This window comes from Sphingorhabdus sp. SMR4y, assembly GCF_002218195.1.
GTDB lineage: Bacteria > Pseudomonadota > Alphaproteobacteria > Sphingomonadales > Sphingomonadaceae > Parasphingorhabdus.
Window position 1 is genome coordinate 2788022 of the sequence record NZ_CP022336.1, and the last position, 16086, is coordinate 2804107.

The 16086-nt window shown below is 60.2% G+C and carries 16 protein-coding genes and 1 tRNA gene; 5 read left to right on the top strand and 12 right to left on the bottom strand.

The genetic code is table 11. The features are described 5' to 3' along the window. The first annotated feature begins 4 nt into the window (after positions 1-4). Genes SPHFLASMR4Y_RS13365 through SPHFLASMR4Y_RS13375 form a run of 3 tightly spaced genes read left to right on the top strand, consistent with a single transcriptional unit; the run spans position 5 to position 2152 of the window. A complete protein-coding gene (locus SPHFLASMR4Y_RS13365; RefSeq protein WP_186265940.1) occupies positions 5-766 on the top strand; it encodes a helix-turn-helix domain-containing protein in 762 nt (253 codons plus the stop codon). 52 nt (positions 767-818) lie between these two features. Beyond that, on the top strand, positions 819-1793 hold the full coding sequence (gene bla / locus SPHFLASMR4Y_RS13370; protein ID WP_186265941.1) for a subclass B3 metallo-beta-lactamase: 975 nt from the start codon (positions 819-821) through the stop codon (positions 1791-1793). A gap of 11 nt (positions 1794-1804) precedes the next feature. Further along, positions 1805-2152, top strand: a complete 348-nt coding sequence (locus SPHFLASMR4Y_RS13375) for a nuclear transport factor 2 family protein (protein ID WP_089133989.1) — start codon at positions 1805-1807, stop codon at positions 2150-2152. Here the strand turns inward: SPHFLASMR4Y_RS13375 and SPHFLASMR4Y_RS13380 are convergent, their stop codons facing one another. Genes SPHFLASMR4Y_RS13380 through SPHFLASMR4Y_RS13390 form a run of 3 tightly spaced genes read right to left on the bottom strand, consistent with a single transcriptional unit; the run spans position 2153 to position 6560 of the window. Continuing rightward, the gene (locus SPHFLASMR4Y_RS13380; protein WP_089134895.1) at positions 2153-3409 is read right to left on the bottom strand and encodes a spinster family MFS transporter; all 1257 of its coding nucleotides are present in this window, start codon (positions 3407-3409) and stop codon (positions 2153-2155) included. It lies immediately after the preceding gene. Positions 3410-3426: 17 nt separating this feature from the next. Further along, complete coding sequence (locus tag SPHFLASMR4Y_RS13385) at positions 3427-4287, bottom strand: alpha/beta fold hydrolase (RefSeq protein ID WP_089133990.1); 861 nt, start codon at positions 4285-4287, stop codon at positions 3427-3429. 20 nt (positions 4288-4307) lie between these two features. Then, entirely contained in the window at positions 4308-6560 is a 2253-nt protein-coding gene (locus tag SPHFLASMR4Y_RS13390) for a TonB-dependent receptor (RefSeq protein WP_409928914.1), read from the bottom strand. A gap of 220 nt (positions 6561-6780) precedes the next feature. Between SPHFLASMR4Y_RS13390 and SPHFLASMR4Y_RS13395 the strand changes: the two genes are divergently transcribed. Further along, positions 6781-7404, top strand: a complete 624-nt coding sequence (locus SPHFLASMR4Y_RS13395; RefSeq protein WP_089133992.1) for a TetR/AcrR family transcriptional regulator — start codon at positions 6781-6783, stop codon at positions 7402-7404. A 69-nt stretch (positions 7405-7473) separates the two neighbouring features. On the opposite strand, the gene SPHFLASMR4Y_RS13400 is transcribed toward SPHFLASMR4Y_RS13395, so the two are convergent. From SPHFLASMR4Y_RS13400 to SPHFLASMR4Y_RS13440, 9 genes are all read right to left on the bottom strand, one after another. Then, on the bottom strand, positions 7474-8823 hold the full coding sequence (locus SPHFLASMR4Y_RS13400) for an aromatic ring-hydroxylating oxygenase subunit alpha (protein WP_222102932.1): 1350 nt from the start codon (positions 8821-8823) through the stop codon (positions 7474-7476). Between the two features lie 49 nt (positions 8824-8872). Next, positions 8873-9424, bottom strand: coding sequence for a nuclear transport factor 2 family protein (locus tag SPHFLASMR4Y_RS13405; protein WP_186265942.1), 552 nt, complete (start codon positions 9422-9424; stop codon positions 8873-8875). A gap of 67 nt (positions 9425-9491) precedes the next feature. Next, positions 9492-12053, bottom strand: a complete 2562-nt coding sequence (locus SPHFLASMR4Y_RS13410; protein ID WP_260806978.1) for a TonB-dependent receptor — start codon at positions 12051-12053, stop codon at positions 9492-9494. 252 nt (positions 12054-12305) lie between these two features. Beyond that, positions 12306-12382 (bottom strand) — tRNA-Arg (locus tag SPHFLASMR4Y_RS13415). A gap of 94 nt (positions 12383-12476) precedes the next feature. Then, positions 12477-12884 (bottom strand): hypothetical protein, encoded by a 408-nt coding sequence (locus SPHFLASMR4Y_RS13420; RefSeq protein ID WP_089134897.1) that lies wholly within the window; start codon positions 12882-12884, stop codon positions 12477-12479. A gap of 84 nt (positions 12885-12968) precedes the next feature. Beyond that, positions 12969-13628, bottom strand: coding sequence for an endonuclease III (gene nth / locus SPHFLASMR4Y_RS13425; protein ID WP_089134898.1), 660 nt, complete (start codon positions 13626-13628; stop codon positions 12969-12971). Between the two features lie 101 nt (positions 13629-13729). Beyond that, the gene (locus SPHFLASMR4Y_RS13430) at positions 13730-14131 is read right to left on the bottom strand and encodes a hypothetical protein (protein WP_089133995.1); all 402 of its coding nucleotides are present in this window, start codon (positions 14129-14131) and stop codon (positions 13730-13732) included. Between the two features lie 148 nt (positions 14132-14279). Further along, the gene (locus SPHFLASMR4Y_RS13435) at positions 14280-15056 is read right to left on the bottom strand and encodes a glucose 1-dehydrogenase (protein WP_089134899.1); all 777 of its coding nucleotides are present in this window, start codon (positions 15054-15056) and stop codon (positions 14280-14282) included. A 120-nt stretch (positions 15057-15176) separates the two neighbouring features. After that, positions 15177-15437: a hypothetical protein gene (locus tag SPHFLASMR4Y_RS13440; protein ID WP_089133996.1), complete on the bottom strand. Its 261-nt coding sequence runs from the start codon at positions 15435-15437 to the stop codon at positions 15177-15179. A gap of 154 nt (positions 15438-15591) precedes the next feature. Here SPHFLASMR4Y_RS13440 and SPHFLASMR4Y_RS13445 point away from each other — a divergent pair, with 154 nt between their 5' ends. Further along, on the top strand, positions 15592-16065 hold the full coding sequence (locus SPHFLASMR4Y_RS13445) for a hypothetical protein (protein ID WP_145955540.1): 474 nt from the start codon (positions 15592-15594) through the stop codon (positions 16063-16065). Positions 16066-16086: the final 21 nt, after the last annotated feature.

Genomic DNA, 16086 nt, shown 5'->3' on the forward strand with positions numbered 1-16086 from the left:
GATCATGCCATCGGAATTTGGCGCGATATTGAAGGACTGGCGCAAGACGCGCCGTTTCAGCCAGCTTGACCTCAGTCTCGAGGCCGAGATGTCGGCCCGGCATCTGAGTTTCCTCGAATCCGGCCGCGCCAATCCCAGTCGCGAGATGGTGCTGCGTCTTTCCGAAGCTTTGCACCTTCCCCGGCCGGCTACCAATCAGGCGCTCAATGCGGCTGGCTTTGCGCCGGTCTATCCCAGTCTGTCCGACAATGCGCCCGAACTGGCGCCGGTTCATCAGGCAATCAGCGCCATGCTCGACCATCATGATCCGTTCCCCGGCTATGCCATCGACCGGCACTGGAATATCGTCAGCAGCAACCAGGGCGCGCAGATGATCCTCGCGCTGGCCAGCCCCGGCGGACCGGCCAATCTGATCGACATATTGATCAAAAGCGCCGGCCTCGACCTGATCGCAAATTGGGACGAGGTCGCCATCCTCTCCCTCTCGCGCCTGCGCACCGAGATACTGGAGCTGGGTGGCGACGAACAACTGTCCGCGCTGGCCGCACGGCTGGCGTCGCATGAACGGGTGCGCAAGGTCGACATGGCATCGATCAATCTCAATCAGGCGGTGATCCCGACGATCTTCCGGGTTGGCGAAAATCGCCTGTCGCTGTTCTCGGTGATCGCGCAATTCGGTTCGGTGCTGGATATCAGGGCGGGCGAGACGCGGATCGAACTGATGTTCCCGATGGATGCGGAAACAGTTCAGTTTTTCGAAAGATAGCGGCTGGCATGGTCCGCCCTCGATGGATAGGGTGGAAAGAGGGAGAATATTTATGCGCGCGATCAAATCGGTTTTGCTGCTGGGGCTACCGGCTCTTGCGGCCTGCGCACCGGTAGCGCCGGACGAAAGCAGCGGCCGGTCCGACGTCCAGGCGACCACCGGCGAACAGGCCGATGCCGACCACGCCGCGCTGGCCGCCGCGAAGAAGCAATTCCCCTCATGGTTTGCCCCGGTCGAACCGTTCCGGGTGATCGGTGATGCAGATCTGGGCGTATATTTTGTCGGCACCGAAGGTCTGGGCATGTATTTCATTCCCACCGATGACGGCCATATCGTGATCGACGGCGGCATGCCGGGGCAGGGCAAGCAGGTCTGGGACAATATAAAGCAGCTCGGCTATGATCCGGCTGATGTCAAAATCCTGCTCAACAGCCATGCTCATCTTGACCATAGCGGCGGTCTTGCCGAACTGAAGCAATTGACCGGCGCGACATTGCTCGCCAGCGAAGGCGATCGGTCGGCGCTCGAAGGCGGCTTCTATCTGGGTTCGGAGGATGACGCGTCGATGGGCGCGCCACCAGTCATGGTCGACCGGATCATCACTGATGGAGAAGTCGTGATGCTTGGCCTGGTTTCGCTCACCGCGCATCTGACGCCGGGCCATACCCGCGGCTGCACCTCATGGACGATGGATGTCGAACAGGGGGGCAAGAACTATCAGACGCTGTTCTTCTGCTCTGCGTCGGTCGCCGCCAACCGGCTGATCGGGCCGCCGCAATATGAGGGCATTGTCGACGATTATCGCAAGACCTTCGCGCGGACCAGGGACTGGAAACCCGATATCTTCCTGTCCAATCATCCGCAGTTTTTCGACATGGCGGCTAAACAGAAGAAACTGGCGGCTGGCGATCCGCTGGCCTTCGTCGATGACAGCGGGTTTCCTGCTTTCATCGCGAAAATGGAACAGGCTTTTGAAGCGGAACTGGAAAAGCAGACGCTAAAATATAACGCGATTATGAGCAATTGAGGGGACAAGACATGGCACAGGCAAAAGAATTGATCGAGACATTCTGGGAGCTTCAGAATGATAATGACTATAGCAAGCTGATCCCCTTGTTCGCCAATGATGCGGTGTTTGAAGATCCTGCGATCGGCCGGGTCGAGGGCATCGCGGCGATTTCCGCGCTGCTGCACCGGCTGACCAAAGAGCTGGCGGACAAGAAAATGCATTTCGAAGTGCTGGAAATTGCCGGGGACGAACATGTCGCCTGGTCGCGCTGGCTGTGGAAGCGCCCCGACGGCGATATCGAGGGCGTCGGCCTGTATCGCGTCGCGGACGGCCAGCTGACCTCCTACCGCGACTGTTACGCGGTGCCGGAGAGCTGATCAGCCTTCATCGACCCACTCGCTGCGCAGCGGTTTTGCCGCGAGTGCCATCAGCAGGGCGGCAAGGACATAGAAGCTCAGTGAGTAGAGCATCGAATAGCGCAGGCCGTCTTCGCCATATATCGGCATCAGCGCGTCGGACAGGGCGCCGAGGAAGAATATCCCGCCGCCGATGCCGATCAGATTGTTGATCAGCAGGAACAAAGCCGAAGCGGTGGCCCTGGCATCGGCCGGCACCAGATGCTGGACCGCCGAGAGGACCGGGCCGAGCCAGAAATAGGCCAGGGCCTGCGGGATAAGGAACAGGATGAAAGCGACGGTCGCCGATCTGCTCATGATTCCGGCGGCGAAAAGGGGCACGGCCAGCAGGAAAGCCGCTGCCGGAACCAGTCCGTAAGCGGCCTTGTCCTTGCGCCCCAGCCAGTCGCCGATCATACCGCCGCCCAGCACGCCGGCAACCCCGCCGATCAGCAGGATCGCGCCAAAGAACAGCGACGTGTCGATCAGGCTCAGGCCGAAACTGCGCTGCAAGAGACTGGGCAGCCAGAAGGCGATGCCATAGCCGAGCATTGAGCTCGACGCGGCGCCAAAGGCGAGGAACCAGAAAGCTTTTTTCTTCGCCAGCAGGACCACGGTCCCCCTGAAACTATATCCGGCGACGTTCTGGTCCGCCGGTGCCGGCACCTTGACCTTGTCGCGGACGAGATATTTGAAAAAGGGTGCGATCAGCACACCGGTCAGCCCGACGACAAAAAAGGCGAGGCGCCAGTCGACGGTCGCGGCAATATAGCCGCCCGCGATCACCCCGGTGGCCGATCCGAGCGGAATGCCCAGCGAATAGATGGCCAAGGCCCGCGCCCGTTTTGCGCTCGGGAAATGATCGGAGATCAGCGCGTAGGAAGGCGCCACGCCGCCCGCTTCGCCGACTCCCACGCCCAGCCGGGTCAGGAAAATCGACCAGAAACCCTGCGCCAGTCCGGTCAGCGCGGTGAAGCCGCTCCACACCGCCAGCGAAATGGTGATCACCCAGCTGCGGCTGGTCTTGTCTGCCAGCCAGGCGAGCGGCACGGCCAGGGTTGAATAGAGCAGGGCAAAGGCAATGCCGCCGAGCAGGCCCATCTGGGTGTCGCTGAGGCCCAGGTCGGCCTGGATCGGCCCGGCGAGAATCGCGAGGATCTGCCGGTCGACGAAATTGAAAATATAGACGAGCAGCAACATGCCGAGCGCGATATTGGGCGAGGTCGTCCGGCTTTTCATGCTGTTCTGCTCCGCCATCATTGTCCGATTTGTGCGTAGAAACGGTCAATCGCTGCCAGCGCATCGGCTTCGTCCAGCATCGGTGTATGGCCGCGATCGTCTATTTCGACAGCAGTGAACTGGTCCGGATGCCGGCGTCCCATTTCTGCGACGGTAGTGCGGGACAATATGTCTGACAACGCCCCGCGAATGACCAGCACGGGCAGAGCAGACAGCCTGTCCCACATTGGCCAGAGGTCCGGCGGCACAACGGTCTGCTCGCTGCCCGACAGACCTATCGAAATGGCCGGATCATAGGCAAAGCGGATATTGCCCTCGGGCGTTTCTTCGCAGGTGTTCCGGGCGAAAGCCATCCAGTCCTGCGCGGCAAAGCCGATCATATTGTCGCTCTGCACCGCCTGACAATGGTCGGCGGCCTGCTGCCAGTCGTCAAAGACCGCCGGCTGGCCGACATAGGACTGTATCCGGGCGAGGCCGCTCGCTTCCACCGCGGGGCCGATATCGTTCAATATCAGGCTGTTGAAACGGTCCGGCGTTCTGGCCGCCATCATCATCGCCATCAGCCCGCCCATCGACGTGCCGACCATGCCGATGGTCCCGAGGTCGAGGCCGTCAATCAGCGCATACATATCCTCGACATAGACGGCGGGCGTGTAATTTTCCGGGTCGGGATCATAATCTGACCGTCCGCGACCGCGCTGGTCGGGGACGATCAGTTGATAACGTCCGGCGAGATGCTCGGCGAGCCCGTCGAAATCACCACTGTTCCGGGTCAGACCGTGCATCAGCAGCAGCGACGGACCATCGCCGTCATAGAGTCGGGCATAAAGGTTCAGCCGGTCGTCTGCGCTCCGGTAGAAATGATCGGCATATGTCATCGGATTTGCCTACGTGCCGGTCAGAATTTCACCCCGGCTGTGATGAAGACCTGACGCGGATTGCCGTAAAAGGCGGTCAGCGTGCCCTCGGGACCGAGCGTACCAATCGGTTGGCCATTGGCTCCGGGGATGATGGCACCGGTCACCGGATCGGCGGCGACAAAGGTATAGCCGGAAGTCTTGTACCTTTTGTTGGTCAGATTCTTGCCGTGCAGCCCAATGCTCCAGCGCTTGTCCGGTGCGTTATAGACAAGATTGGCATCAAGCAGCGCGAAGCCCTTCTGGTCGATAAAGGGATTGGCAATCTCGAACTGGTTGGTCTTGCTGCGATAGGACAGGGTGGTGCCGAAATAGATATCGCCATCTCCTGCTGGTGCCGAGTAGGACAATGTCCCGCTGGCGGTCCATTCCGGCGTATTCTGCACCGAGCGGAATTCCGCAACATCGGTCGGAACGCCGCCAATATTGGTGATATATTCGTCATATTCGGCATCAATATAGCCGAGCGCGCCGGAGAACATTACCCGGTCACCCCCTGCCATCAGATCCTCGCCGAGCCGTGCCGACGCTTCCAGTTCAATGCCCTTGAGCGTTGCCTTGCCGGCGTTGTTGATCACACCGCAGAAGGACGGCAGACCAGCGACGGTGCAGGCCACCGATCCGGGAATCTGCACATCGGTATAATCGGTATAGAAGCCGGCAAGCGCGATATTGAGCGCGCCGTCGAGTAGGCTGCCCTTATAGCCGACTTCATAGCTGTCGACCGATTCAGGCTGGAAACTCAGGAAGGTCGCCACCTCGGCATCGCTCGGGATGCCACTGGCATTGGTCGTCGGCGCATTGACGCCGACACCGCGCGGATCAAATCCGCCGCCCTTGAAGCCCTGCGAGAAGCTGGCGTAGATATTGTGATCGGGGGTCGGCTTGTAGCTCAGCGAGGCGCGCGGCGTGAATTTCTTGAAATTCGCACTGCCTTCAAAGTCCGTTCCGGGCGCGCCGAAGGGAATGCCTGCGCCGCCGAAGGTCGGCGAGCCGCCGCCGAGGTAATTTTGCCGCAAGATGCTGGCTGTCCGCTCGTCCCATGTATAGCGGCCGCCGAGCGACAGGCTCAGCTGCTCGGTGAAATCATAGGTAAAGTCGGCAAAAACCGCATAGGTTTCGGTGTCGACTTCGGCCTGGGTAAAGGCGGTCAGGCCGGCAAATGTCGTGAACAGGCGGACATCGAACAGGGTGTCGGCCTTGGCATCGAGATAGTAGAAACCGACCAGCCCGTTGAGCTTGTCGCCTTCATAGAGCAGCTGGAATTCCTGGCTGATCTGCTCGTTGCGATAAAATCCGGGGACATCCAGATCGACCGCCGGCAGCGCGTCAAAGTCGATTGGCGTTGCCGTATCATCCTTGCGCCAGGCACTGATCGACCGCAGGGTCACGGTATCGCTGAGATTGGCGGTGATGTTCATCGCCACGCCATAAGCTTCGATATCCTGAACCGGATCGTTGAGGCCGCCACGCGTGTCGAACACATCGTCGAGAACCGGCGCGCCGGACACGGCGCCCGGGATCAGGCGATGGCCACCGCGCGGATTGCTCTTGTCCTTGGTATAGTCGCCGGAAATACGGATGAGAACGGGCTCGCCATAGCCACCCACTTCAAGGGTGCCGCGACCGGCCCAGATATCCTTGTTATAATTTTCCAGACCATTTGTCAGATTGTCACCAAAACCGCCGCGCGACAGCCGGGCACCGGAAGCGCCGACACGCACCAGGTCGCCAATCGGCATGCTGGCTGTGACCACCGCTTCGGCCTGGTCATAGGTACCATAAGTCACCCGCGCCTTGAACGATGGGTCCTGCGGCAGGCGTTTGGTCACATATTTGACCGCGCCGCCGATGGTATTGCGGCCATAAAGCGTGCCCTGCGGTCCGCGCAGCACTTCGATACGCTCGACATCATAAATATCCAGCACCGCGGCTTGTGGCCGGTTGAGATAGACATCGTCGAGATAGATGCCGACGCCCTGTTCGAAACCGGAGACCGGATCCTGCTGACCGATGCCGCGGATGAAGGCGGAGAGCGTCGAGTTGGTGCCGCGCGACGATTCCAGCGTGGTATTGGGTGTGGTCAAACCGATATCGGTAATGTCGACGGCGCCCTGCTGTTCAAGCATCTCGGCAGAATAAGCGGTAATCGCGATCGGCACATCGTTTAGCCGTTCTTCACGGCGCCGGGCGGTGACAACGATCGCGCCGTCATCATTGCTCTCTGATGCCATTTCCGATGACTGGGCCTGAGCCGCGGCCGGGGCGATCAATCCGCCCGCAAGCCCTGTGACAATCGCTGCATAACTAACGGTGTGCTGGAATTTCATGAAAGCATCCTCCTTGAATATCTGCCTGGCATTTCCAGGTCGTTGCCGGACCTATATTGAAAGTTGAACCAATATTCAACTTAGAAATTTGCTTATCCGGTTAAATGCGGTTAGCCGTGACATTATGGCCACTGAATATTCCGAACATCTTGAGTCCAAAGACAAACAGCCGCGCACCGCACGCGGGTTGAAAACCAAGCGCAAGCTGCTCGACGCCGCGGCGCTGGAATTTGGCGAGAAGGGCTTTCACGAAGCCTCGATCACCGGCATCACCCAGCGGGCCGGGACCGCGCTAGGCAGTTTCTACACCTATTTCGATTCAAAGGACGAGCTGTTCAGCGCTCTGGTCAAGGATATGAGCACGCGGGTGAAGAGTCATGCTGCAGAGGCAATGACCCAGTGGCAGGATGCGCTGGAGCGGGAGAAGCAGGCGCTCGAAGCGTTCATGACCTTCGCCCGCGAGCATAAGGAAATCTACCGGATCATCGACGAAGCCGAATTTGTCGATCCGGCAAGCTATCGCGCACATTATGAAGAGACCGCCCGGCGGATTTACGAACGGTTGCAGGAAGGCAGCAGCGCCGGAGACTTGCGCGGCGGGCTGGAAGAGGCGCACGCCTGGGCGATCATGGGGATGAACGTCTTCCTGGGGCTGCGCTATGGCATCTGGTCGGAAGAAAAATCGCCCGGCGAAATCGCCGAGCTGGCCCATAGCCTGTTAGCAGAGGGCATCGCGAAAAAGCGCTAACCCGTCAGAGCGGGATATCCGCACCGGCGCGGGCCTTGCCGCCGCCGGTGCGCTGCTGTTGCATTCGGATTATTTGGCCATCCAGGCTTCGAGATTCTCGTGGAAATAGCGAACCCGCCGTTCCTGCCAGGCGAGATAGTCTCGCTCGTAGCCGCGTGAATTCAGGCCGCGCTGCTGGACTTCCCAGACCTCGACATCCTGATCGATGCCAGGGCCCATCGACACGTCCTCGACCTTGCCCTGAACATGCGGCGCGGGCACGGACGTGTCGACCCATTCGGCCATGCTCTGCGAATAATAGCGGTCGGTGCCCTCGGGGAAGAGCGTCATATACCACATGTCGAAATAGCATTTCTGCGGATCGCTCTCGTGCGGCCGGGCGCGCAGCCAGATATTGCCGTCCGGCTTCAGGCTGAAGGACAGGTTCGGGAAGATCGTATAATGCCAGTGGTCGGTCAGTTGCGAGTCCTGATAGGCGGAGAAGTCGAAGCCTTTTTCCGCGCCCAGCTCGCGCTTGGCCTTTTGCAGCGCCAGCCGGATCTCGCCGGTCTTGCCCTGCCGGTAATCATCCGGATTGAGCCCCCAGAATTCCAGTTCCTCGGCCAGTTGCTCCAATGTTTCCTTTTCGCCGCCGCGCAGATTCTTGGTCGGTCCGGCGCCGGGCATGATCATATGCGCATGGCCTTCCGGATAGAGATCGAATTTGCAGTGATGGTGCGAATATTCCATCACGAATTTGGTCTGCGGATGGACGAAAGGCACGTGATAGCTTTCGTTGAAATTGTCCTGGATCAGTTTCCAGTTGAAATTGCCCTCGACGGTGACCCAGTGGGTCCGCTTCATCTTGTCCATCGGATAGGTTTCGATCTGCTCGGCAATCGGTCCGAGATATTCGCGCAACGAAACGGCATTCTCGTCCATGTTGATCCAGATGAACCCGGCCCAGACCGTGCACTGCACCGGCTTGAGATTCAGCTTGCCGCAGGGCGAGCCTTGCAAGAAGTCGGCCTCGTCGGGAACCGACTTGAGATTGCCGGTGAATTCATAGGCCCAGCCATGATAGGGGCAGGTCAGTCTCTTGCCACGGGCATTGCCCTGTTCACCGGTGACCAGCGGCATGCCGCGGTGCTGGCAGACATTGTAGAAAGCGCGGGTCTCGCTATCCTCGCCGAGGATGCAGACAATGGTTTCCGGTCCGAAATCGGCGGTGATCCAGTCACCGGCCTTTTGCAGCTGGTCGGCAACACCGGCAATCTGCCAGGTCTTGGTCCAGATCGTGTCCCATTCCTTGTCGGCCCATTCCTGCGAATAATAGCGATCCGGGGTGATCGGCGTGTTGCGGAATTCCGGATCACGCAGCTTTTCGGTCGCGGCCTTCAGCGAGGCGGCGGAGCGTTCGTCGGTCATGACTTTGGACATGGGTTTCTCCTAAAATTTTCCGTTCTGGGCTTATGATATCATATTCGGACTAGCGATTGAAATGGGCGTAGGACGGGTCGTCTTTCCCGCGGACGCCGAAACTGTAGTCGGGCATATTGGTGCGGTCCCAGATGTCGGTCGACGGGCTGATGCTGCTCCAGTCGTAGACCGCGCCGCGATGGGCGAATCGCCACGCGCCATCCCGGCGTTCGAAGCGATCGAGATAACGACCGGCGGCAATCATGAAGTTGTCGCTGCCGTCCTCGGCGGGAATCGCGTGATGCGCGATGAAATAGCTTTCGCCATAAGCGGTGTCGCCATCCAGCCGGATCAGGATATTGCCTATCACATGCTGGGTGCGGTGCATGCCCGACAGGACTTCCATCACCCATGGCGTGAAATCCCTGGCGCTGCCCTTGTAGCTGCCATGATCATCCGTTGCATCGGGATGGAACAGTTCATCGACCAGATCGCTGTCGCAGCGGTCAATCGCCCGGGCCATACGATGCACCAGTTCGCTGCAGTCCTGTTTGTCGAGCATGTCGGAGATGCGCTGTTCGCGCGAGGGCGATGCAGCAGATTGCGGTTGGGCTGAGGTCATGATCCTGTCTCCTTTTGTAGCAGCATGGCGATCCGCCGGGACCGCCATGCCTCTATTCCCGTGTCGCCTAGAAGCGCACGGTGGCCTGAAGGGTCACCGTCCGCGGGAAGGCGCCATAGCCGATATTGTCGCCCGGAACCGCGTTCGCCGTGCCGGTTCCCGAGCCGGTCGATGGCGCTGTGCCACCGCCGGTGAAGTAGAATTTGTTGGTCAAATTCTTGCCGATCAGGGCCAGTTGCCAGCTGTCGTCCGCCGCGCCGATGCGCAGGCCGGCATCGAGAATCGCGTAAGAGGATTGCGTGGTACCCGGATCACCAAAGCTCGATGCGATATAGGAGTCGCTATAGCGCATATCGACATTGGTGCCGAATTTCAGATCGGTCGATATTTCGGTTTCGTAGGAAACGCCGATGGTACCGGTCCAGTCCGGTGCCGCCGATGTAGCGGTACCGCTGAGATCCTGCGAAGGCACGCCGCCGACCACCAGCGAACAGCCGGCCGCGATCGACTGGCCGCCGTAGCAGGGCGCGATAAAGTCCTCATAGCGCGCTTCATTATAATTCAGATTGCCGCGCAAGCGCAGGCCGGGGATCGAATACGGCGCATATTCCAGCTCCAGTTCGACACCCTCGCTGCGGGCGCTGCCTGCATTATAGGTGATATAGGCAAAGATCGCGCTGTTGAAAAAGTCGACCTGCAGATCGGTATATTTATAGTTATAATAGGTCAGGTTCGCCTGCAGCTGGTTGTCGGCCAGGTTCGACTTGATGCCGACTTCATAGCCCTTGCCCTTTTCCGGGTTGAAGGTGAGATCGCCTTCCGGATCGGGAGACAGCGCCGAGTTGATCGCGCTGTTTGAAAAACCGCCCGACTTGTAGGCGACCCGATAGGCACCATAGAGCATGATATCGTCGGTCGGCTTCCACCGCAGGGTGAAATCGGGGGACCAGTCGTTGAAGGTCTGGTCGCCGAAGATCGTGCCGTTCACCGCTGCGCTTTCGGGCAGGAACAGCCCCTGCAGCCCGGCATTGACATAAGGCTGGGTGAAGCTGCTTTCCTTGGTTTCGTGGATATAGCGGACACCGCCGGTGGCTTCGAGTGTCGGCGTGATCTGCCACATCACCTGACCATAAGCGGAAAGGGTCTCGCCCTCGGTTTCCGACTCTTTGGAATAGGCGATATAGCGGTTGCTCGCCGATGCGCTGGAATCTTCCAGATTGGCAAACATCACCGCCTGGTAGAAGTCCCGCTTGGTGCTCTGATACAGTCCGCCGATCATCAGGTTTACCGGCGCGTCGAAATCGGTGAGCGCGCGCAATTCCTGGCTGAAGGCGTGGTAGCTGGCATTTTCCGTTGCCCAGACGCCGGCGCTCAGAAAGTCGCAGTCGCAGGCAAATTTGTTGTTGTTCCAGTTATAATTGGTGATCGAGCTGATCGTCACATTGTCGAGCGCATATTCAAGCGATCCGGTTGCCGACCAGCTTTTATATTTATTGTACAGTGCGCCGTCATCGCGGGCGAACGGATAATCCTGTGCAATATCGACCGGGAAATCATTCTGGTGCGTGACAAAGCCGCCGTCGCACGGATAATTGGGGGCGTTGGTGGTCTGGCCCGTGACACAATTGGTGGCGACATAGTTCCAGCCATTGCCAACCGTGCGGTTGTAGCTGCCGGAGACCTTGAGCTTTGCGGTCAGCCGGTCATCCGGTTCATATTTCAGCGTTACCCGACCGATCAGCTCGCGTTCCTGCGGTGCGTCCTTTGCCGCCGGTGCCGCAGTGTGCGGGTTGGTCGCGCCGGTAGCGACATCGAGCGTCGGATAGTCGATCGTCTGTTGCCGGTTGGTATAATAGCCACCCCACATGCGCGATCCGCGAACGGCAATCCGCACGCCGAGACTGTCGGTCAGCGGTTCCGAGATAATCGCTTCGGCAAAGGCGCGCTCGGCGGCAAATTCATAGCCGACCCGGCCGATATATTCCGGGTCATAGCCGGGATCGGCGGTGGTCAGGGAAATCACGCCGGCGGTCGCGTTCTTGCCGAAGAACAGCGACTGCGGCCCTTTCAGCACCTCGACCCGTGCGAGATCGAAAAAACCCTCGTTGATGATCCGGCCCTGGCCGTAATAGACGCTGTCGACGACGATCGCGACCGACTGTTCGATCCCGATCGATGTCGCCGAGGAACCGATGCCGCGCAGGGTCAGCTGCGCGCCGGCGCCATTGGAAGCGCGGGCGATGGTGAAGTTCGGAGTCGCTGCGGCGATCTTTTCCAGGCTCGACAGGTCGCGCTGCTGGATTTCCTCGGCGGTGATTGCCTGTACCGATACCGGAATCGACTGGACGGTTTCTTCCCGGCGACGGGCGGTCACGACGATCGCCTGCAGTCCGCCGGACTGCTCCCTGATTTCCGCTTCCGGCGACTCGGTCGAATCGACAGCAGCCTGGCTCAATATGGACGGGGCGGTGATGGAAACCGGCTGCACCGCGACCGATCCGGCCAGCGGTTGCGCAGCGGCGGCGTTCGGCGCGGCTGTCTGCCCGTGGGCTGCCGTGGAGGTTGCCAGCATGGCCACCACAATCGATGTTCCGTAAAGTAAATCTGTACGCAAAGCGGTCTTTGCCATTCCGTTATCCCTCCTCAAGTTGAACTATATCTGCGCTTTTTCTTGCGCTTGGCCGGAAGGTATCTGACTGCAAAATTTTTGCGCCTAGCAAAAATGCCCTAACAAAATAAGGAGCGAGTAATCCTGCCCAAGAACCGCGCCGGTTTACTTGGCTCGATAGAGTTGGGGGGCAGCCAGCGAGAATTACCACCCGGGACAGCGGGTTGCCTGACGCATATAGGGAGGATCAAAAATAGGGGGGGATCGAAAAACTGGTGCACCCGAGAGGATTCGAACCTCTGGCCTCTGCCTTCGGAGGGCAGCGCTCTATCCAGCTGAGCTACGGGTGCCGGGGCGGTGTCTCGCCGGGTGCGCATCTAGCAGCGGATTTGCCGCTTTGCCAATAGATTATTCCACCTTCGGGAAATCCGTCCGGCCGTCGTGCTAATCGGCGCTTTCTTCTTTCGGAATTTTCTCGATTTTCTGGAATTTGCCGAGACCGCAGGCACTGCGGGTGTCGAGCCGGCCGCCGGTCTGGCTGAGCACGTGGATGATGTCGACGCTGCACAGCTGGTTGGTCGAAGTCTTGTAGGAAAAGGCCTCTTCAAAGCCGAGCCCGCCGCATCTGTTGGGCAGGCGGTTGCGATAGATATCGCCGCCCCGCATCTTGAAATCGATGGTCTGGTCGTCGATCACGTCGGTCGAGCGGATGCTTGAGCGCGTGATGCAGTTTTCCGGCTCGCCGATATCGCGAATCTCGTATTTGTCATCGTCCGAAGCTCTGTCGGCGGCAAAGGCGACGCTGCCTGCAGCGAGAGCGGAGGCGAGGATGAGAGGGGTCTGAAAGCGCATGTTCTTCTCCTGCGGATGATTTCCATCTGGACGGCGCATTTTACACCGCTTCACATTTCGCAAAGCTGAATGCTGCCGGCCCTGCTAGGACGTGCCGGTCCAGCCGTCCGGCGCCGGTGTCTTCTTCTTGAACCGGCACAGGTCGGCAACCGGGCAGCGCCAACATTCCGGCTTGCGCGCCTTGCAGATATAGCGGCCGTGCAGAATCAGCCAGTGATGGGCGTGGACGCGGAACGGGGCAGGGGTCTGCTTCTCCAGCTTTTTCTCCACCGCCAGCACCGTCTTGCCCGGCGCCAGGCCGGTGCGGTTGCCGACCCGGAAAATATGCGTGTCGACCGCGAAGGTTTCGGCACCGAAGGCACAGTTCATCACGACATTGGCGGTCTTGCGCCCGACGCCGGGCAGCTTGACCAGCGCGTCGCGATCCGCCGGGACCTCGCCGCCATAGTCGGCGATCAGCATCTCCGACAGCGCGATGACATTTTTCGCCTTGGTATTATAGAGGCCGATCGTCTTGATATGCTCCTTCAGCCCGTCGAGCCCGAGATCGACCATCTGCTGCGGCGTTGTGACTTCGGCGAACAGGCGCCGGGTCGCCTTGTTGACGCCGATATCGGTCGATTGCGCCGACAGCGCCACGGCGACCACCAGCTGGTAGACATTGCCATAGTTGAGCTCGGTCTCCGGCGCCGGATTGTCGGCGGCGAGGCGGGAATAGAATTCGAAGATATCGGCTTTTTTCATGCGCGCCGTCATGGCCGGTAGCGGCGCAAAATACAATCGCCAGACCGTCCGGCATGGAATGACAGCCGCCGTCCGGTGTGCTGGTCAGCGGTGCCCCGTGCTCACCGATCGGTGCGGCGCTCGTCGAACCATTGCCGCATGATCGCGGCCTGACAGCCGGAAAAGCCGTATGTGCCGACAACCGAGCAGCTGCCCGGACGGCCGGGACGTGCGGCTTCGTCATGCGAGGCCACGGCAGAGGACCAGCTCTGTTCGCCCGCCTGTTCCTCTTCGCTTTCGCGCAATTCGGGAGGGATTCGATAGCGTTCCGATTCGGGCCGCTGGGCGCAGACGACTATTTCGTCGCCCTCTGCCTCCGGACATTCGTCGTCGCCAAAGGTCACGAGAATGTTGATCCGCTCCGGCGTGTCGAGATCGGGAGCCGGGTCGGCCGCGGCGCCGGTCGACCAGAACAGGCCTGCCATGATGATGGCCCCGGCGACTGCGACATTTTTGCAAGACATGAACTGGCCTTTTCGCTGCTCCGCCCCGTCGACGGCAACCCCCCGATCGTGTCTTGCCTTAAAAACAGGTTCATTGCGCTTTACTGAACAGACGGGCGATGCCGTCAGAAACAGATGCCCGTCGCCCCCGTCGTGCCGCAAGTCCGGCTCAGGGCCGCGAAATCATCCCGCCGTCAAGCACCAGCGCCTGGCCGATCATCCAGGAGGATGCGCGCGAGCAGAGATAGAGTGCGGTGCCGGCAATATCCTCCGGCGCGCCCATCCGGCCGCGCGGGATCTGCGAGATCGCCATCTTGGTCATCCCGTCATTCTCGACGATCTGCTTGGTCATGTTGCTCGGGAAGAACCCGGGAGCAATGGCGTTGACGTTGATATTAAAAGGGGCGAGATCGGTGGCCAGATGCTCGGTCAGATTGATCACGCCGGATTTGCTGGCGGTATAGGCATAGGTCGGCATGCCCGAATTGCGGATGCCGTTGATCGAGGCAATATTGATCACGCGCGCCGGTTCGTCCGCAGTACCGGAGGCCTTCAGCAGCGGCAGGAATTTCTGGGTGGCGAAGAAGATCGACTTGATATTGATGTCCATTACCTTGTCCCAGCCCGATTCCGGGAAATCCTCGATCGGCGCGCTCCAGTTGGCGCCGGCGTTGTTGATCAGGATATCGATCTTCTCTTCGCGCTCGCTGACCGCCGCGACCAGCGCCTCGATGCCCTCGACGCGGGACAGGTCCGCCGGGATCGCGATGCACTCGCCCAGTGCGGACAGCTCGGCCGCTTTCGCCATAAGCCGCTCTTCCTTGCGGGCGGTGATATAGACTTTTGCGCCATTTTCGATCAGGCCCTGGGCCATCATCGCGCCAATACCGCTGGATCCGCCGGTTACCACGGCGACCTTGCCCTGCACATCAAATAAGCTCTTCATCGACACCCGCATTCTCCCGTTGATTGACAAGCGGCCACCTTTTTCACATCGTTGGCGGAAAGTCCACGCGCGACTTGGGAACGGCGATCGCGGATGCTGTACCGGCCTGCGCTTTCCCGCTCAGTCGCCCTCGACCCGGGCCATCATGTCCATGAAATCGCGCGCGCTGTTGCGGTCGGTCTCGTCCTCGAAAGCCGTTTCGAGGTCCAGCGGTGCACCGAGCATGTACAGCAATGTCCAGAGCGCGAAGCGCCGCCCGCGGTCCTTCTCCAGGCCGAAATCGACGCGCATATGCTCGATCCCCGCCGCCAGCGCCTCCGGCTGGATCGCGGCCAGATCGGCGGTGCCGAAATAGCGTTGCAACTGGTCATCAAAATCCATGGGCCGGGCTTATGCGGTCCGGGCGATATTGGCAAGCCGGGCATCCCGCCCGGATCCTTGCCCGAAGCCAGGACCAGGGTCCCGGAGTTTCGCAGATGCCGCCCCACCGGGAACGGATCGTCCCGATGCGCGTAATTCTTCCATGGGAACGAAAATGACACGGACGGAAATTTTTTCCTACATGATGATCGGCCTGTCGCTGGCGCTGATGGCGGGGATCGTGCTCGGCGACCTGACGCGGCAATCCATGCATGCCCGCCTGTCCGTGCCGCCACCGATCGATCCGGTCGAGCGCTATGCGCTCGGCCAGAATGCCTACAAGATGCCCCATGTTCCGGCCCGCACAACCCCGGCGCAGCCTGTGCAATATGCCAGGGCCGGTTATGAAATCGGCCGCTATCAGAATGGCACCCGCATCTTGGCGCCCGAGGAACCGGCCCGCAAGGCCGACCGGCTCCGTCTGGAGCGTCTGCAGGCCTGGAGCGAGGGGAATTTCGGCGCTGACGGTGGCCACGAGGAAGATGATGCGGGCTATGCGGAAGCGCAAGTCGAGGACCATGGCCCGATCGATGTGGGCGCGGTCAGGGATGCACCTGAAATGACAGCCATGCAGGCAAGCGGAGTTTAGCGCTCGCGGTGTCGTGCAGGC